At 64.1% G+C, this 18,393-nt stretch carries 17 protein-coding genes; 16 read left to right on the top strand and 1 reads right to left on the bottom strand.

Features of this window, described 5'->3' with window-relative positions; translation table 11 throughout:
- Nucleotides 1-3: 3 nt before the first annotated feature.
- The 15 genes from aspT to O3300_RS13980 all read left to right on the top strand — a co-directional run bounded on the left by aspT (nt 4) and on the right by O3300_RS13980 (nt 16,866).
- Entirely contained in the window at nt 4-1,692 is a 1,689-nt protein-coding gene (gene aspT / locus O3300_RS14050; protein ID WP_305053297.1) for an aspartate-alanine antiporter, read from the top strand.
- A 76-nt stretch (nt 1,693-1,768) separates the two neighbouring features.
- Nucleotides 1,769-3,379, top strand: coding sequence for a bifunctional aspartate transaminase/aspartate 4-decarboxylase (locus O3300_RS14045; RefSeq protein WP_099664621.1), 1,611 nt, complete (start codon nt 1,769-1,771; stop codon nt 3,377-3,379).
- 177 nt (nt 3,380-3,556) lie between these two features.
- Nucleotides 3,557-4,981 (top strand): TolC family protein, encoded by a 1,425-nt coding sequence (locus tag O3300_RS14040; protein ID WP_257218662.1) that lies wholly within the window; start codon nt 3,557-3,559, stop codon nt 4,979-4,981.
- Nucleotides 4,982-4,983: 2 nt separating this feature from the next.
- Entirely contained in the window at nt 4,984-5,958 is a 975-nt protein-coding gene (locus tag O3300_RS14035; protein WP_289899049.1) for an HlyD family secretion protein, read from the top strand.
- A gap of 6 nt (nt 5,959-5,964) precedes the next feature.
- Nucleotides 5,965-7,146, top strand: coding sequence for an ABC transporter permease (locus O3300_RS14030; RefSeq protein ID WP_305053296.1), 1,182 nt, complete (start codon nt 5,965-5,967; stop codon nt 7,144-7,146).
- Nucleotides 7,143-8,291 (top strand): ABC transporter permease, encoded by a 1,149-nt coding sequence (locus tag O3300_RS14025; RefSeq protein ID WP_305053295.1) that lies wholly within the window; start codon nt 7,143-7,145, stop codon nt 8,289-8,291. The genes O3300_RS14030 and O3300_RS14025 overlap by 4 nt, the downstream gene beginning before the upstream one ends.
- Nucleotides 8,292-8,293: 2 nt before the next feature.
- On the top strand, nt 8,294-8,812 hold the full coding sequence (locus O3300_RS14020; protein ID WP_305053294.1) for a hypothetical protein: 519 nt from the start codon (nt 8,294-8,296) through the stop codon (nt 8,810-8,812).
- A gap of 14 nt (nt 8,813-8,826) precedes the next feature.
- Nucleotides 8,827-8,949, top strand: a complete 123-nt coding sequence (locus O3300_RS14015) for a hypothetical protein (protein WP_305053293.1) — start codon at nt 8,827-8,829, stop codon at nt 8,947-8,949.
- Between the two features lie 75 nt (nt 8,950-9,024).
- Nucleotides 9,025-10,605: an AAA family ATPase gene (locus tag O3300_RS14010; protein ID WP_305053292.1), complete on the top strand. Its 1,581-nt coding sequence runs from the start codon at nt 9,025-9,027 to the stop codon at nt 10,603-10,605.
- Nucleotides 10,602-11,087 (top strand): hypothetical protein, encoded by a 486-nt coding sequence (locus O3300_RS14005; protein ID WP_305053291.1) that lies wholly within the window; start codon nt 10,602-10,604, stop codon nt 11,085-11,087. The genes O3300_RS14010 and O3300_RS14005 overlap by 4 nt, the downstream gene beginning before the upstream one ends.
- A 9-nt stretch (nt 11,088-11,096) precedes the next feature.
- Complete coding sequence (locus tag O3300_RS14000; protein WP_305053290.1) at nt 11,097-12,074, top strand: hypothetical protein; 978 nt, start codon at nt 11,097-11,099, stop codon at nt 12,072-12,074.
- Nucleotides 12,071-13,855 carry a VWA domain-containing protein gene (locus O3300_RS13995; protein ID WP_305053289.1) on the top strand — a complete coding sequence of 595 codons (1,785 nt, stop codon included), beginning with the start codon at nt 12,071-12,073 and terminating at the stop codon, nt 13,853-13,855. The genes O3300_RS14000 and O3300_RS13995 overlap by 4 nt, the downstream gene beginning before the upstream one ends.
- 1 nt (nt 13,856) lies before the next feature.
- Nucleotides 13,857-14,450 carry a hypothetical protein gene (locus O3300_RS13990; protein WP_305053288.1) on the top strand — a complete coding sequence of 198 codons (594 nt, stop codon included), beginning with the start codon at nt 13,857-13,859 and terminating at the stop codon, nt 14,448-14,450.
- The gene (locus tag O3300_RS13985; RefSeq protein WP_305053287.1) at nt 14,447-15,826 is read left to right on the top strand and encodes a capsule biosynthesis protein CapK; all 1,380 of its coding nucleotides are present in this window, start codon (nt 14,447-14,449) and stop codon (nt 15,824-15,826) included. Before O3300_RS13990 ends, O3300_RS13985 begins: the two co-directional genes overlap by 4 nt.
- The gene (locus O3300_RS13980; RefSeq protein ID WP_305053286.1) at nt 15,823-16,866 is read left to right on the top strand and encodes an AAA family ATPase; all 1,044 of its coding nucleotides are present in this window, start codon (nt 15,823-15,825) and stop codon (nt 16,864-16,866) included. The genes O3300_RS13985 and O3300_RS13980 overlap by 4 nt, the downstream gene beginning before the upstream one ends.
- On the opposite strand, the gene O3300_RS13975 is transcribed toward O3300_RS13980, so the two are convergent.
- Nucleotides 16,823-17,401 (bottom strand): TetR/AcrR family transcriptional regulator, encoded by a 579-nt coding sequence (locus O3300_RS13975; RefSeq protein ID WP_305053285.1) that lies wholly within the window; start codon nt 17,399-17,401, stop codon nt 16,823-16,825. The genes O3300_RS13980 and O3300_RS13975 overlap by 44 nt on opposite strands.
- Nucleotides 17,402-17,580: 179 nt before the next feature.
- On the opposite strand from O3300_RS13975, the gene O3300_RS13970 reads away from it, so the two are divergent.
- On the top strand, nt 17,581-18,384 hold the full coding sequence (locus tag O3300_RS13970) for an SDR family oxidoreductase (protein WP_289915901.1): 804 nt from the start codon (nt 17,581-17,583) through the stop codon (nt 18,382-18,384).
- Nucleotides 18,385-18,393: the final 9 nt, after the last annotated feature.

The raw sequence follows: 18,393 nt of genomic DNA, 5'->3' as shown, positions 1-18,393 counted from the left end.
CGCATGGAATGGTTGCATGAGTTATTCAAGAAGTCGCCTGAAATTGCCTTGTTTCTCTCCCTGGCAGTGGGTTACTACATCGGCAAGATCAAGTTCGGCTCGTTTCAGTTGGGCGGGGTCGCCGGTTCACTCCTGGTGGCGGTGCTCGTCAGCCAAGTGGGCGTCGCCATCGATCCCGGCGTGAAATCGGTGCTGTTCGCGCTGTTCATCTACGCCGTCGGCTATGAAAGCGGGCCGCAATTCTTCAATTCCCTGGGCCGCCAGTCGGTGCGCGAAATCATCCTGGCCGTCGTGCTGGCCGTGACGGCGCTGCTGACGGTGGTCATCCTGGCCAGGGTCTTTGGCCTGGACAAGGGCTTGGCGGCCGGCGTGGCGGCGGGCGGCTTGACGCAGTCGGCCATCATCGGCACGGCCGGCGACGCGATCACCAAGCTGGGTCTGGCGGCCGACGAAGTGGCGCGCCTGCAGGGCAACGTGGCCGTCGGCTATGCCGTGACGTATGTGTTCGGCTCGTTTGGCGCCATCATTGTCTGCGTCAATATCTTGCCCAAGCTCATGGGACGCACCATCCGCGAAGATGCGATCAAGGCGGAAACGGCGCTGCAGGCGGGCGTGCAAGTGCTGGGGCCGGGCCAGACGCCGGCCGCGCCCGACCTCATCGGCCGCATCTACGACGTGGGTCCGGGCGCCGGGCGCTCCGTGGCGGACATCGAAAGCGCCCATCCGAGCACGGCCATCACCATCGAACGCGTGAAACGCAATGGCCAGATCATCGACGTCAGCCCGGACCTGGTGCTGGCGGCCGACGATAGCGTGCTGCTGGTGGGCCGCCGCGAAGCCATGCTCAGCGTGTCTTCCCAGCTGGGCAAGGAATTGCTGGCAGTCGAAGGCATGGAACTGGTGATGCAGCGCCGCGACATGGTGCTGACCAACAAGGCTTACCACAACAAGACGGTGGGCGAAATCCGCAGCGCGACGGCGCCGGGCGTGCGCCACGGCATCTTTGTCGTGCAACTGAGCCGCATGGGCAAGATTCTGCCCATGCAAGCGGAAACCGTCGTGCAGACGGGCGATGTGGTGACCATCTATGGCGCCGAGCAGGACGTCAAGCGCGTGGCGGCCGAAGTGGGCTACATGATCGTGCCGAGCGCCAAGACGGACTTCGTCTACATGGGCGCCGGCCTCGTCGTCGGGCTGCTCGTGGGCTTGCTGGTGGCGCGCATCGGCTCGATTCCGCTGACCCTGGGCAGCGGCGGCGGCGTGCTGCTGTCGGGCCTGGTATTCGGCTGGTTCCGCGCGAAGCGCCAGACGTTTGGCTACATGCCCAGCGGCGCCGTGCAAATCCTGAAAGACCTGGGCCTGGCCGGCTTCGTTGCCGTCGTCGGCCTCACGTCCGGCCTGCAAGCCGTGCAAACCGTGCGCGAACATGGCCTGACCCTGTTCGGCGTGGGCGTGGTGGTGACCATCTTGCCGATGATCTTGACTATGCTGATCGGCCGCTACATCTTGCGTTATGACAACGTCGCCATCTTCGCGGGCGCCTTGTCCGGCTCGCGCAGCGCCAATCCCGCGTTCGGCGAAGTGCTGAACGCGGCGCAAAACTCGATTCCCACCGTACCGTTTGCCATCACGTATGCCCTGGCCAACGTTTTCCTGACCTTGCTGGGGCCGCTGATTGTGGCCTTTGTCTGAGTCGGGCGTATTTGCAGGACCTAAGCCGCCTGTGCGGGGCTTTTCTCATATTGTCAGTTGATAAGGAGTCGTTGAAATGGATTTCAGTAACCCAAGCAAACTCGCGCTGTTGAGCCCCTTCGAATTGAAGGATGCGCTGATCCAGACGGCCAAGCAAAGCAACCGTCTGATGCTCAATGCGGGCCGCGGCAACCCGAATTTCCTGGCCACCACGCCGCGCCACGGCTTCTTCCAGTTCGGCCAGTTCGCCATGACGGAAGCGGAACGTTCCTATGTGTACATGGATGACGTGGGCGGCTTCCCCACGCGCGACGGCATCGAGGCGCGCTTCGAAATCTTCGTGCGCAAGCATGAAGGCAACCCCGGCGTGCATTTCATCGAGGCAGCCATGTCGTATGTGCGCGACCAGCTGGGCCTGGATGCGGGCGACTTCATCTATGAGATGTGCGAAGCCATTCTCGGCTGCAACTATCCCGTGCCGGACCGCATGCTGCGCCTGTCCGAGAAAATCGTCGGCCAGTATATCCACCGCGAAATGATCGGTGACCATCCGTTCGTCGGCAACTTCGACATGTACGCCGTTGAAGGCGGCACGGCGGCCATGACGTATCTGTTCGCCAGCCTGAAATCGAACCACATCATCCAGGAAGGCGACACGATTGCTCTGGGCATGCCGATCTTCACGCCGTACATCGAGATTCCCCAGCTCAATGATTACAAGCTGAACACCGTGCATATTGATGCGCCGCAATCGAACAATTGGCAATTCACAAAGAAAGAGCTGGACAAGCTGCTGGACCCGAAAGTCAAGGCATTCTTCCTCGTCAACCCCAGCAATCCGCCATCCGTCAAGATCGACGATGACACCCTGGAATACATCGCCAAGATCATCAAGAAGCGCCCGGACCTGATCATCCTGACCGATGACGTGTACGGCACGTTTGCCGACAATTTCGTTTCGCTGTTCGCCATGTGCCCGTACAACACCATCCTCGTGTATTCGTTCTCGAAATACTTCGGCGCGACGGGCTGGCGCATGGGCGTGGTGGCCACGCATGAAAAAAATGTACTCGACGACAAGATTGCCAAGTTGCCGGAAACCATCAAGAAGCAGCTGGACGCGCGCTATCACTCGATCACGACGGAGCCGCGCGAGCTGAAATTCATCGACCGCCTGGTGGCCGACAGCCGCACGGTGGCGTTGAACCATACGGCCGGCCTGTCCACGCCCGTGCAGGCGCAGATGACCTTGTTCTCCCTGTTCTCGCTGATGGATGAAGAGCAAAAGTACAAGCAGTCGATGAAGCGTATCGTGCTGCGCCGCAAGGAAGCGCTGTACCGAGAACTGGGCTTGCCGATGGTGCACGACGCCAATTCCGTGCGCTACTACCACCTGCTGGACATGGAATCGCTGGCCGCGCAGATGCACGGCGTGGAGTTTTCGCAGTGGCTGCTGAAAAAGCTCAAACCGAACGAAGCGCTGTTCCGCCTGGCCGAGGAAACGGGCGTCATCCTGTTGCCTGGCCGCGGCTTCGGCACCACGCACCCGTCGGGCCGCGTGTCGCTGGCCAACCTGAACGAATACGACTACGCCAACATCGGCCGCGCCATCCGCAACATGGCGTCCGAGTTCTTTGCCGTGTTTGAAAAGGAAAAGGAGAAGGGCGGCAAGAAGGCGAAGAAGTAATTCGCCGGGTAGCTGCTTGAGCTCAACGGGCGTCCCGCAAGAGGCGCCCGTTTTTGCGTATCCGCCGCAGTAGGCAATAGTGCAGGCCGGAATAGACATCCGTAGATATAATTGCTATTGTGAAAGTATAAACATGGCAACCCCGTGCTTTCCCCTCATTCATTGACTGGACGCTACATGGGCAGATTGCAAGGACACTTATCATTATTGCTGGCGGGCGCGCTGGGCGCGGCCATGCCCGCCCTGGCGCAGTTGCCGGCCGGCGCGCCGCTGACATTCAACGAAGCGCTGCAGCAAGCGGCCAAGGCTTCAGGCGCCGTGCAGGGCGCCGCGCTCGACGTGCGCGCGAAAACACTGAAGGCGGAAGCCTTGTCGAATATCGATGGCCCTTCCGTGGACTTGACGGCGTTTCGCGGCCGTTTGTCGACGGATTTGAGCATCGACACGAGCGGCTTGTCCGGCGTGGTGGGCGGCATCGAATCCGTGCTGCCGCCCATTCCCGGCTTGCCCACGCCGCACATTCCCAATTCCCTTAACCGCGAAGTGGTGACGGATCTGACCTCGTTCGGCTTGCTGGGCATGTGGCCCATCTACACGGGCGGGCGCCTGGACGCCGTCAAGGGGCTCGCATCGAGCCTGACCCTGGCCGCGCAGGCCGAGCGCACGGAAGCGGAAGAGCAACTGGCCACCCTGGTGGCGCAGCGCTATTTTCAGTTGCTGCTGGCCAAGAGAGTGGTGGCCGTGCGGGCCGAAGTGACGGCCGGCGTGACGCAGCACCAGCGCGATGCGGCCAAGCTGGAAAAGGGCGGCCTGATTTCGCGCGCGGAACGCTTGCGCGCCGACGTGGCCCTGGACAGCGCCCGCAGCGACGAAGCGCAGGCGCGCAGCGACGAGGAAATCGCCCAGGTGGCGCTTGATCGTTTGCTCGCCGTCAATACGCAAGTGCGCCCCAGCACGCCGCTGTTCGTCAATAGCTTGCCGGTTGGCACCTTGCAATCGTTCATCAGCACGGGCATGCGCGAAAATGCGAACTGGAAAAAGATCGACAGCAAGCGCGTGCAGGCCGAGCAAGCCTTGAAGCTGCATGGCAAGGAATATGCGCCCACCGTGTTTGCCATCGGTAACTACAATTTGAACCGCGGCAACGAAAAGCTCGTGCGCTCGAACTGGGCCGTCGGCCTGGTCGTGTCCGTGCCCCTCGTGCACCGCATCAATACGGGCAAGATGATTGCCGCCGCCAAGCTGGACCAGGAGCGGGTGGAAGTGGTGGCGCGCCAGGCCGAGCGCGACATTCCCACCCTGATCGAAAAGAATTGGCGCGCGCTGGAAAACGCCCGTATCCAGTACCTGTCCACGGCCTCGTCGGTGGAGCTGGCCCGAGAAAATATCCGCCTGCAAACCGTGGCTTTCCAGCAAGGGCAAGTGACGTCGCTGGAAGTGGTCGACGCGCGGCTGAACCTGGCGAAGGTGGAAACCCAGCGCGCGCAGACGGCCTATAACTATGTGATGGGGCTGGCGCAATTGCTGGAAGCGACGGGCGAGACCCAGCGCCTGGGCAGCCTGGCCGCCGCGGCCGATATCCAATTACCTGTGGACAAATAATAATGAGCACCTCCAAAAAACCCTTGGCCATAGTCGCCGCCGTCATTGTCCTGGCCTTCGTGGGCTGGGGCTTGTACCAGGCCTTCCAGCCGCAACGCCTGCCCTTGCAAGGACAGATGGATGCGCAGGAAGTCAATGTCTCGTCGAAAGTGCCGGGCCGGGTAGGCGAGCTGTACGTCAAGCTGGGCCAGACGGTGCCGAAAGGTGAGCTGCTGTTCCAGCTGACGAGTCCGGAAGTGGATGCGAAGATCGCGCAAGCGACGGCCGCCACGCAAGCGGCCGAAGCCGTGGCGCACAAGGCGCAAGCGGGAGCGCGTCCGGAAGAAATTGCGGCTGCGAAAGCGAACTGGGAGCGGGCGCAAACGGGGGCCAGCATCGCCAAGACCACGTATACCCGCGTCAACAATATGTTCGAGCAAGGCGTGATTGCCCAGCAGAAACGTGATGAGGCGCAAGCGCAATGGCGCGCGGCCGACCAGCTGGCCCAAGCGGCCCGCGCCCAGTTTGACATGGCGCAAAAGGGCGCCCGTCCCGAAGACAAGACGGCCGCCGCCGCCCAGGCGCGCCAGGTGGGCGCCGTGCTGACGGAAGCGCAGATCGCGCTGGCCGAGACGAAGATCGCCGCGCCGGTGGCCGGTCAGGTCAGCAAGATCCAGATCCAGCCTGGCGAACTGGCGCCGCAAGGTTTCCCCGTGATTACCCTGGTGAACCTCGATGACGCCTGGGCCGTGCTGCAAGTGCGCGAAGATGAAATGGCGGCGTTTTCCATGGGCAGCACGCACACGGCGAACGTGCCGGCCTTGAAACAGCAACTGAGCTTCAAGGTCAGCTCGGTCGCCGTGCTGCCGGACTTCGCCACGTGGCGCGCGGCCCGTCCGGGCGGCACGGATTTGCGCACGTTTGAAATCCGTTTGCGTCCCGCCATCAAGGTCGAAGGCTTGCGTCCGGGCATGTCGGTCGTGTTCCCGCCGCTCTGATAGCCGATGAGCGAGATTGACAAAGAGCAGCCGGCGGCGCTGGCACGCGAGTGGCGGCGGCTGCGCGGCGACTTCTGGGACTTCGGCATGCTCAGCTGGATTCCTGTCGTGCTGTGCGGCATGCTGTGGCTGGTGTTTTCCGCCGGCATCGCGCGCGACTTGCCCATCGTCGTCATCGATAACGACAATTCCACCCTGTCGCGCCAGCTCACGCGCTGGCTCGACGCTTCGCCCGGCATCCAGGTGGCGGCGAAAGTGGCGTCCAGCGACGAAGCCCTGCATCGCTTGCGCGAGCGCACGGCGTTCGGCTATCTGCTGATCCCGAACGATTTCGAGCAGAAACTGCTGGGCGGCCGGCAAGCCACCGTGCAATGGCTGTACAACGCGCAGTTTTCCTCGCACGCGGGCGCCTTGCTGCGCGACGTGCGCACGGTCAGCACGACCTTGTCGGCCGGCATCGAGATGACGGCGCGGGTGAAAAAGGGTATGTCGGGCGTGCAGGCGGCGGCCCAGTTCGAACCGATACGCACGACCCTGAACAGTTTGTATAACGAAAACATCAGCTATGAAGCATTTTTAACGTTGGCCCTGATCCCGGCCATGCTGCAGATTTTCATCGTCGTCGCCGTCGTCACCAGTATTGGACGCGAGTTGCGCGACGGCACGGTGCCGCAATGGCTGGCCTCGGCCCATGGCAGCTGGCTGCGCGCCGTGGGCGCCAAGCTGCTGTTTCCCCTCGTCGCCTATTGCGCGCTGGCGCTGCTGTACTTGCTGTTCTTCAGCCTGGCGCGGGATTGGGCCGTGGCGGGCAGCTTGCCGGCATTACTGCTGAGCATGCTGTTGCTGGTGCTCGCGTATTGCGGCCTGGCCACCTTGCTGATCGCCGCCACCCTGTCCCTGCGCCTGGCGCTGTCGGGCGCGGCCTTCATCACGGCGCCCGCGTTCGCGTTTGCGGGCCAGGCTTTTCCCTTGATGGCCATGCCGGCGCCAGCGCGCGCCTGGGCGGAAGCCTTGCCGCTTACGCATTATCTGCAGCTGCAAACGAAATACTGGCTGGCCGGCGCGCCATGGCGCTATGGCGTGCAGGAAATGCTGATACTGGCCGGTATTGCCATCGGCTGCGGCGCCGTGGGCGTGTTCCTGCTGGCGCGCCGCGCGAATGCGCCTGCCGCCTGGGGGCGCACATGATCTGGCCGGCCTTTGTCGCCACCTGGCGCGCCATGCTGACGGACAAGGGCGCGCTGACCTTGCTGTTTATCGGCGGTATCATCTATTCATTCTTCTATCCGCTGCCGTATTCGACGGAAATCGTCCAGCGCGTGCCCGTGGCCGTCGTCGACCAGGACCGTAGCGCCATGTCGCGCCAGCTGACGCGCTTCGCCATGGCCCACCCGTCGCTGGACGTGGTCGCCGTCACGCCGGACCTGCCCGTCGCACAGGATTTATTATGGCGCGACCAGATCATGGGCGTATTGATCATTCCCGATGGTTTGCAGACGGACGTGCTGGCCGGCCGCACCGCCCACGCGCAAGTGGCGGGCAATGGCTTGTATTTGATGCTGAACAAGGTGGCCCTGAACGGGCTGGCCGAAGTGGTGGGCACGGTGTCGGCCGGTATTGAGCTCAAGCGTTTGGGCGCGGGCACGCCGTCCACCATCCAGGCCAGCCAGCAGCGCTCGCCCATTGCCTTCGACGCCGTGCCCCTGTTTAACGTCAAGGAAGGCTATGGCGCCTATGTCGTGCCGGGAGTGGCTACTCTCATTGTGCAGCAGACTTTGCTGATCGGCATGACCATGCTGTTCGGCACCTGGTACCAGCGCAAGGCCTTCCCCGTGGCGGGCAGGCGCACGGCGGGTGGGTATATGGGCATGCTGCTGGCGTTTGCCTGCGTGGCGTTTTTGAACTGCTGCTATTTCTTCGGCTTTGTCTTCTGGTTCCAGGATTACCCCCGTGGCGGCAACTTTGGCGGCATGCTCTTGCTGCTGGTGCTGTTCTCGCTGTGTGAGGCGGCCTTCGGCATGCTGCTGGGCATGCTGTTCCGCACGCGCGAGCGGGGCACGCAGCTGATGATCGCCACCTCGATGCCGGTGCTGTTCCTCGCGGGCCTGACCTGGCCCGTGTCGTCCATGCCCGTCGTGCTGCAATGGCTGCGCTGGCTGCTGCCGTCCACGGCCGGTATTCAGGGCTTTGTTGCGCTTAATCAAATGGGCGCCTCGCTGTATGAAATCCGCCATGAAGTGGCCGGGCTGCTGGCCTTGCTGCTGGCCTGCGTGGCGCTGGGCTGGTGGCGCTGGCGCGCCGAGGCGCCGGCACCCGTCATCAAACAAGGATGAGCATGAAATCAGAGCAAGCGCTGGAGCCCCCACTGGCTGTGGCGGAAGAAAGGTATGCCACGATTTTGGCATCGATACTGGCTTATACGCAGTTCTGTGACACACATGGCGACGACGACAACGCCGAATACGACAGACTCGCGGATCAATTGCAGGCACTAAGCGGAAAAGATATTTCCCGCTTCAATTTGCGCGAGTGGTGGGAAGAGGAGGGGGCGGAAGTGCTGGCGTTCAGGATCGCCTTGCCCGATCCCGTGAAACTCGACGGCGTCAGCAGGATGGACATCGCGCACATCGTTGCCAGGTTAGGCACCTTCGAGTTGCCCGAAAAAGACGCCAGCGAACCACGCTTCCAGCAGATATTCAGCGCTTTTCTTGATGACTACTACCACGCCTGGCTGAAGCTGCACTGCAAGACCTACAACTACCAGAAAATATTCGGTGTGCACAAGGATAAGGACGGAAAGCGCTGGTGGCTGAGCGACGACGAGAAGGTTGACCTGCTCTGGCCGCATCGCTAGCGACGGGATCCATCATGCGTTTTGCTCAGCAGATGGTGCCCGACGTGATGGCGGCCAGCGATTATCTGGCCGTGGCCGCGCTGACGGCGCTGGCCGAGCGGCAGCCGGTGTTTTTGGCCACACCGATGGCGTGCTGAGCTGCTTTTCATCCGAACCGGTGCTTGCAGGTGGCTTGTGCAATAATTTCATTTCCTTAATGGAAGAATATTGCCATGCCGTCTTTTAATCTGTTCCAGCGCCTGTCCCAGGCCCCCACCAAACCCAAGGCGGCGCCTGCCGCGCGGCAGTTCGACGTGGCGGACCTGTACCAGGGCCCCATCGCACTGGGAGCGGAAGGCGAGGCGCAAGCCCGGCCTTTCGATGAAAAGCTGCGCCAGGCATACTTTTGGATCGTCAACCACGCCATCATCAGTCCCCATTACGACATCGAGTACAACGACGGCCCGTCGCAGACGTATGCCGTGGGCGACAGCCGCCGCACCCTGAATTTGCCGTCGGCGCAAAGCTATTCCAGCTTCATTTTGCTGCCCCTGCTGACGTTCGCCACGCGCCGCAAATGCCTGTTCGTCGGCGGGCCGGGGCGTGGCAAGACGGCCAGCGCCCTGTTGATGGGCGTGCTGGCCGGTTCCACCGTCAAGGAAGTCAAGCGCGCCATGCAGCATGGCCACCCGCAGATGACGGTGGCCGACTTGCTGGGCAATCCGCTGCCGGCGGACCTGGTGAACGCGCAAAGCATGGACGACATCCGCATCGCCTGGCGCGCCTGGCTGGGCATGCGCGTGAAGATCGTCGATGAATACAACCGCATTCCCACGCGCACGCAAAGCGCGCTGCTCACCGTCATGGGCGACAATTACGCGGAAGTGCTGAACCATATTTACGAATGTCCGGAAGCGGCCTGGTATCTGACGGCCAACGATGACCAGGGCGGCGGTACCTACCAGGTGATCGAAGCGCTGCGCGACCGGGTGGACGTGACGGTGCAGGCGCTGGCCTTCAATCCGCGCTTCCTGAATGAGCTGCTGCTGCGTGTGGAAGAAAACGTGCGGCCAGAAGAACTGGTGCCGCCCGATATCATCTTCACGGAAGCGGAGGTCGATCAAATTGGCGAATCCATCCGCCAGGTGGGCGTGCCCGAAGCCGTGCGGCGCCGCCTGGAATTCTTCGCCAGCCAGTTCGAGCTGTTCGAGACGGCGGGCGGCCAGTTCGAATACATGACCAAGGATACGGCCCGCCTGGCCGGCGCCGACCGGGGCGCCGCGCAGGCGGCCGACAATGGGCGCGACCGTTTGAAGGATCTCGGTTGCCAGACCTTGAATGGCATTTCCGTGCGTACCCTGATGGCGCTGTTGATCTATGCCAAGGCCATGGCGTATTTCCGCGGCAATGGCGAGGTGGAGCTGGAAGACTTGCGCCAGGTGCTGCCATTCGTCCTGCATAACAAGCTGCAGCCGGACCCGGATGCGCCATTTTTCGCGCTGCCGGAAAACGCCGCCTACCGCAGCGACAGGCTGGGCTGGCTGCGCCGCCTGTTCGATTTGTCGAACGATGAATTCAACCGCTTGGACCTGGACCGCGACGACCCTGTCGGCGTGCTGTCGGCCGAATTTGACCTGGGCCTCGATGGCGTGAGCGAGCGCGAGACCCTGGCGCGGTTGAACCGCATCGAAAAGCTGATCGGCGAGCGTACAAAAGGGAGAAAACTGTACGGCCCCCTGTATGATGACCTGCTGAAGCTCAAATATCTGCACCAGCGCTATACGAATTACCGCAGCTGGCTGCGTTCGCAATGAATGACGCACTGAATATCGACCATTGCCGCGGTTTTCTCGACGCGCTGGCCATGTTGAACAGCGAGGCCAGCGACCTGTGCGCAAGCTACGAGCTGCAGCGCCTGCCCGACGCGCCGGATCTGCTCACGGCGCTGGGCTTGCGGGTGGAGGACTACGCCCTGAATGTGAGCGCCCCGGCGCGCGCGCTGCCGGCGCCGTTGTGGCAGATCACAATGGCGCCGTGCGGGCGCGCGCACCTGGAGCAGGTGTGCCAGCGCTGGTTCTTTTCGTCGGACCACATGCGGATGGCGCCGCCGGACCGTTTCCGCGCCTGCCTCGTCAACGCCTTCCTCGAAGCGCTGGACATGTCGCTGGCCGGATTCACTGTGCATATCGTGACGATGACGCCGCCGCCTGGTGTCTGGTACGCGATCCACTGGGACGAGATCGCGTTCGAATCGGGGAGCGAACGCTATCTGCTGCATTTTTCGCATAGTGATTGAGGAGGAACAATGATTTCTCCTGCCTTCGCAACTATCCTTGCCAGTGGCCGCGCCCAGTTCAACGGCCGCGCGGCGGAAGCGCGCCGGCGCTTTCCCGCGCTCGACATGGCCGCCTTTGGCGCCTTCTTGCACGATGGCGTCGATCCGCTGGTGGTGGCCGTGGCCGCCGCAGCACCCGAGCGGGCGGGCGGCGCGACCCTGGCCGCCTACGACATGGCCCTGGAGCTGGTGGGCCATGGCCTGGCCGGTCCGGCCGCGAAAAATCCCTTCCTCAATACCGTCTGGCGCGAACTGGCGCCATCGTTTGCGCCGCTGCTGGCGATGGCCCCCGTCGACGTGCTGGGCATGCTGAGCAACGCCGCCATCCACATTTCCTCCGTGGCGGGCGCGCGGCCCGCGCAATGGCAGGCCGGGATGGCTGCCGTCGCGCCGCAAGTCGGCAGCGTCGCACAGCTGCGCGCCGTGGGCCAGGTGCTGGCCTGGCGCGCCGGCGTCGCGCATTTCCGCCAGGGCGCGCTGGCCGCCGCCGACACCTTGCCGCATGCGCTGGCGTTGGCCGCCTTTGGCGAACCGGGCGCGCACTGGCCGCAGGTGCATGCGCAGCTCATGGCCAATCCGTGGCGCGGCAATGCCGAAGGCAGGGAGTTCGGCAGCTTCAGTGGCCTGGGTGGCGATTTCGCCACGCCGCCGCAAGTGCGCGCCACGCCGGACGGCTTTGGCTTCGCTGTGCGCAGCGCGGAGCGCCATTATTTGCTGGTGGCCGATGCCTATGGCGCCGTGCTGCACAGCGCCACGGCGCAGGAGTTTGAGTTGGCGCAAACCGCCGTGCCGGCGTCCGTGCGCCTCGATGGGGCCACCGTTCACGTCGGCGCGCGCAGCATCGCGCTCGACCTGCCGGCAGGTGACATCGCGCTTGCCGCGAATGCGCACACGCTGGCCATCACGTCGCCGTGGACGCACGCGATCCGTTTGCTGCCGCTCGCATGAAGAACGATGCCGACTTGATCGACCGCTGGCGCGCCGCCTGGCCCGAGGCCCTGGCCGCGTGGAGCAAATTTACGCGCCTGCGCGACCCGAACCTGTGCGCCAGCCGCGTCGAGGCCAGCAGGCAGGGCTTGTCCGGCAGCTTCGCCATGATCCGCTTGCTGGACCAGAGCGTGGTGGTGGACTTGCCGCTGGTGACGGAGCTGGGCCTGGACGACTATGCGCTGGAAGTGCTTGCCCATGAAATCGGCCACCACATTCTCGCGCCGGGCAGCGCCAGCGACCAGTTCCGCCTGCTGGCGCGCATGCGCCGCGCCTTGCCGACCCTGGAGCAGCATGCGCCCATGGTGGCCAACCTGTACACGGACCTGTTCATCAACGACCGTTTGCAGCGCCAGGCGAATTTGCGCATGGCCGATATCTACCGCAAACTGCAGCATGGGCGCTCTGCGGAGGCGAATGCCAAAGGCAGCGGCGGCGTGTGGACCCTGTACATGCGCATCTATGAAAATCTGTGGCAGTTGCAAAAGGGCGAACTCGGAGGCGGTAGTGCAGACGAACGCCTGGACACGGATGCCTGGCTTGGCGCGCGCCTGATCCGTGTTTACGCGAACGACTGGATGCTGGCGGCGGGCCGCTTCGCCACCTTGCTGCTGCCCTACCTGGTGGAAGATACGGATGCCCTGGGTGACATTGACCCCAGCCGCTATCTGCAGGACACGCGCGACGCGGCACGCGGCTGCCAGACGTATGGCGCGCAGCAGATCGAGGATGACGAAGAGGACGGCGCCATCCATCCCGTGCACGACAAGCGCATCTCGGGCCTCGATGGCGAGGAACCTGCCGCCGAACCTGCGGCCGAGGCGCCAGTCAGGTCGGGCGGCGGCCAGCTGCGCGAACCGTTCGAGCTGGGCGACATTCTGAAGGCGTCGGGCGTGGACTTGAGCGACCATGAAATCGCCATCCGCTACTACCGCGAGCGGGCTTTGCCGCACCTGGTGGCGTTTCCCAGCCGCCCGGCGCCCGAATCGCAGGAGCCGCAGATGGAAGGGCTGGAGCCATGGGAAATTGGCGACCCGCTGGAAGACATCGACTGGCTGCAGTCCGTGATGCAGTCGCCGCGCCCCGTGCCGGGCGTGACCACCGTGCGCCGCGTGTATGGCCGCGAACCGGCGCGCGCCACCGACGCCGTGCCCGTCGACCTGGACATGTACGTGGACAGTTCCGGCTCCATGCCGAACCCGCAGGCGCATACCTCGTTCCTGACCCTGGCCGGCGCCGTCATCGCCTTGTCCGCCCTGCGCGCGGGCGCGAAAGTGCAGGTGACCCTGTGGAGCGGCAAGAACGAAGTGATGCTAACGCCAGGTTTCGTGCGCGATGAAGACATGATCCTCGGCGTGCTGACGGAATTTTTTGGCGGCGGCACCTGTTTCCCCATTCACCGCCTGCGTCAGACCTATGCGGCCAAGCGCGAACGGCCCGCGCACATCTTGATGATTTCCGACGATGGCATCACCACCATGTTCGACCAGGATGAACTGGGCAACAGCGGCTGGGATATTTCGGCGAAAGCACTGGCCCAGGGCGGTGCGGGCGGCACCATGGCCCTGAACCTGGCGCGCGACTGGGATGGCGCGGCCAGCCACCAGTGGCTGCAGCAGACCTATGACGACTTGAAACGCGCGCGCCGCGAGCAGGGCTGGGATATTCACGCCGTTGAGCGCTACGAGGACTTGCTGGACTTTGCGCGGGCGTTCAGCCAGCGCCACTATATACAATCATGACATGCAGATTCCCGGACCCCACCTCGAAAGATTAACCCACCGCCTGGCCGACACGCCCGTCGAATTCCTCGCCGAGCCCCGCATCGCCGGCGTCGCCAATGCGCAGGCAGTGGCGGTGGCGGCGCTGGTCAACGACGTTTTGCTGCTGCATGGCGCGCGCGCGCCGGCCGCGTCCCTGCAGGGGTTCATCGGCGCGCAAGTGAAGGCGGACCGCAACCGGCTGGCGCTGGCCATGATCCTGTGCTGGCTGCTGGCCGACGAGTGGTTCACCGCGCAGAAGTTGCCGCAGCCAGCCTTGCTGCAGGTACTGGGCGAGGCGGCGCGCGAACTGGCCGCCGCCACGCCGGCCCACCAGTTCACGCAAGACCCCGAGCGGCGCGAGGAACTTGCGCGCATCGTGCTGGCGCGCCTGGATTTTCGGCCCCTCGACGAAAGCGTGGCGCAGGCCACGGACAGATTGTCCGCCATCAGCGGCACGGAGCGGCGCCGCCTGCTTGAAGCGAGCCGCCTGGCCGAACAGCGCGCGCGGGAGATCCGCGAGGCGCTGGCGAAGAAGGCGGCCGAGGAATCGGCCGACAAGTGGTCGCGCGAATGACGCTCGCTGGCAAAGCTGATGTCAATCTGCCTGGCGGCGCCTGGGAATCGGATCGCGACTACTGTCCCACCCTGACGCAGGAGGGCGCGCGCATGCTGGAAAAACTGCGCAGCCACCCGGCGGCGCCCCGCTACCGCAACCGCAGCGGCAACAAGCTGCTGGCCGGGGAGGTCGAAGCGCTGCGCGCCTACGAGCAGGAAGTCATGCAGGCGGAGATCAGCTGGAGCAAAGACGCGCCGCCGCCCTGGCTGGCGGATTTCCTCAGGACGGCCTACGCCACGGTACCGCATTACCGCGCCTGCGGCTCGCCGCCCGCGCGCCTGGCGGACGTGGCACCCATCAGCCGCGCCGAGCTGGCGCATGACATTGCCGCCTTCGTGCCCGACGATGCGGACCTGGCGCGCATGATCAACTTCCAGACGACGGGCACCACGGGCCACCCGCTGCTGATCGCTTCGCACCCGCTGGTGGCGGGGCGCTATCTGGCCTACCACAAGCGCGCGCTGCGCCGCTTCGGCGTGACCCTGCGCCATGGCGCAGGGCAGGTGGGCGTGATGCTGCTGGGGCACCAGCGCCGCTGCTTCACCTATGTCTCCGTCACGCCGACGATGAACGAGTCCGGCCTGGCGAAGATCAACCTGCACCCGGACGATTGGCACCACCCGGACGACCGCGCGCGCTACCTGGACGCCATGGCGCCCGAGCTGATCGCGGGCGACCCCATCTCGTTTGCCGAACTCCTGACCTTGCCCATGGCGCACAAGCCGGCCGCGCTGATGTCTGTCTCGATGATGCTGTTGCCCGGCATGCGCGCGCGCCTGGAAGCGCGTTTCGGCTGTCCCGTGCTGGACATCTATTCGCTCAATGAAGTGGGGCCGGTTGCCGTCTACGACGAACGGGCGGGCGGCCACGTGCTGCTGCAGCACCGGCTGTACGTGGAAATCCTCGATAGTGCGGGCCAGCCCGTGCCGGATGGCGCGCGCGGCGAAATCACGGTGACGGGCGGCTTCAATTTCTGCCTGCCGCTCGTGCGCTACCGCACGGGCGATTACGCCTCGCTGGCGCATGGCCCGCATGGCCCCGTGCTGGTGGGGCTGGCCGGCCGCAGCCCCCTGCGCTACAGGACGATGACGGGCGAGTGGATCAATAATATCGACATCACGCACGCTTTGAAACCGCTGGCCATCGCCTTGTTCGGCGTGCACCAGCATGGCGACGGCGCCATCGCGCTGCGCCTGGCGCCGAGCGCCATGCCGCAGGCTGACCGGGCGCGCGCCTTGCTCGCGCCTTTTTTCGGCGTTATCACGGTCGAGACCCTGCTGGCGGAAGACAAGATCATTCAATACACCTCGGATTTGCAGGAAGCAGTGGCATGAACCTTTATAAACGCGGCCTCGTGGTCGGCAAATTTTGCCCACTGCACCAGGGCCACGAACTGTTGATCAAGCGTGCGCAAGACGCCTGCGAAGAACTGCTGGTGGTCAGCTACACCAGGCCCGAATTTCCCGGCTATGAGCCGGCGCGCCGGGAACGGTGGCTGCGGGCGCAATTCCCGCAAGCGCACATCGTGGTGCTGGACGATGCGCGCCTGGCGGCCCTGTGCACCGCGCGCGGCGTGCCTGCCCGCCATCTGCCGCACAACGACGACGATGGCGAGCTGCATCGCCACTTCATGGGCTGGCTGTGCTGGACGGTGCTGGCGCTGCCCGTCGATGCCGTGTTCACCAGCGAAGACTATGGCCCCGGCTTTGCCCAGGTGCTGGAACGGCATTATGCCGGCCGGCCGGTGGCGCACGTGAGCGTGGACCAGGCGAGGACCCTGGTGCCCGTGTCCGGCACCAGGGTGCGGCAAGACCCGCATGCGCACAGCGCCTTCCTGTCACCGATTGTGCGCGCCGATTTTATCACGCGCGTGTGCGTGCTCGGCGGCGAATCGAGCGGCAAGACCACCTTGGCGCAGGCGCTGGCGGCGCATTTCGAGACGGCCTGGGTGGCCGAATATGGCCGCGAATTGTGGGAAAGCCAGGATGGCATATTGAACTATGACGATTTGCTGAAAATCGGCCGGGAACAGCTGCACCGCGAAGCGCAGGCGCGCCTGGCTGCGCGGCGCTGGCTGTTTTGCGATACCTCGCCCATGACGACGTATTTCTACTGCGTCGAGATGTTCGGCAAGGCCGAGCAGGAACTGGCGTTGCTGGCCGAGCACGGCTACGACCTGGTGCTGCTGTGCGCCCCTGATTTTCCCTTCATCCAGGACGGCACGCGCCGCGACGAGGATTTCCGCGCGCGCCAGCATGCGTGGTATCAGGCCGAACTGGCGCGGCGGGGGATCGCCTTTGTCGATGTAGCAGGTTCGGTGGACGACAGGGTCAGGCAGGTGGCGCAAGTGCTGGCGGCGCGCATGCCGTGCTGACCGCCGCCAGTATCTCGTCCGAAAACGCGGCATCGTCGACGGCGCGCGCCAGCGCCACGGCGCCCACCATGGCCGACAGCATGACGATGGCTTCCTGCCGGGGGTTGCGTTTTTTCTGCCACGGAAAATGCGTGGTCAGCTTGCCGATGATGGATTTCAGGTGGAAGGTGAAGGCGGGCAGCACTGCCGGCTGCTTGCGCGCGTCGCCGGCCAGCGCCGCCAGCAAGCACCCGTTGCCCGGCGCATCGCGGTGGGCCGCACTCACATAATCGCGCACATACTGGCGCATGGCTTCCGGACTGATGGTTGCCGCATCGAGCGCCGCGCGCGAGTGCTCCGAGCCGTGCAGCGTGCTTTCCGCCATCAGCGCTTCCTTCGAGGCAAAGTGGTTGTAGAAGGGGCCATGCGTGAGTCCTGTCGCCTTCATGATCTGTCCCACGCTGACGCCGTCAAAGCCCTGTTCACGGAACAGCCGCGCCGCTTCCTGCAGGATGCGCTGGTGTTTTTCTGCCGTCTCGGCCGCTGGGTATCGCATGGTGTTCTCCCGATCATCAAATAATTTCTGTTGACATCATACATTACGTACGTCATGCTTGCGACACTAAGCATGATGATCATCATGTTTGGCGTCGCATTAAAACATGATGGCTGTCATGTTTGATCCGTCCTGCTGAAAGCCATTCATTCGAATTTACCAATTGCAAAGGAATCATCATGAGTACAGTCAATACACCGGGCACGGCCCTCGTCACCGGCGCGTCGTCGGGCCTGGGCGCCGTGTATGCGGATCGCCTGGCCAGCCGCGGCTTCGATCTGATCCTGGTGGCGCGCCGGGTTGAACGCCTGGATGTGCTGGCCAGGTCGCTGGCGGAAAAGTATGGCGTGTCCGTGCGCGCCATGGCGGCGGACTTGTCCGCACCGGCCGACCTGCAGCGCGTGGCCGATGAACTGGCCAGCAATCCGGCCATCACCATGCTGGTCAATAATGCGGGCGCGTCGACCCTGGCGCCCGTCGTCGATACGCCGAAAGCGGGCATCGCCACCATGGACAAGGTCAACGTGACGGCCGTGGCGGAGCTGAGCTACGCCGTGCTGCCGCAGTTCAAGCAGCGCAACAGCGGCACCATCATCAATATCGGCTCCGTGCTGTCCTTCCACATCTTGCCCGTCAGCACGATCTACAGCGCCACCAAGGGCTATGTGATGAATTTCACGCGCGGCTTGCAGCAGGAGCTGGCCGGCACGGGCATCGTGGTGCAGCTGGTGCTGCCCGCATCGACGGCGACGGAAATCTGGGAATTGAGCGGCGTGCCGCTGGCGCAGCTGGACCAGGCCACCATCATGCGCGCCGAAGACTGTGTCGACGCTGCCCTGGCTGGCCTGGACCAGGGCGAACTGGTGACCTTGCCTTCCGTCGAAGACCAGGCCTTGTGGGAGCAGTTTGACTCTGCCCGCCTGGCCCTGTTCGCAGGCGCGATGCGCGGCAAGCCGGCATCGCGCTATGGTATCGCGGGCTGATACACGCGA

This window comes from Janthinobacterium sp. SUN206 (assembly GCF_030587305.1).
Lineage (GTDB): Bacteria > Pseudomonadota > Gammaproteobacteria > Burkholderiales > Burkholderiaceae_D > Janthinobacterium > Janthinobacterium kumbetense.
This window is presented reverse-complemented; position numbering and strand designations above follow the sequence as displayed.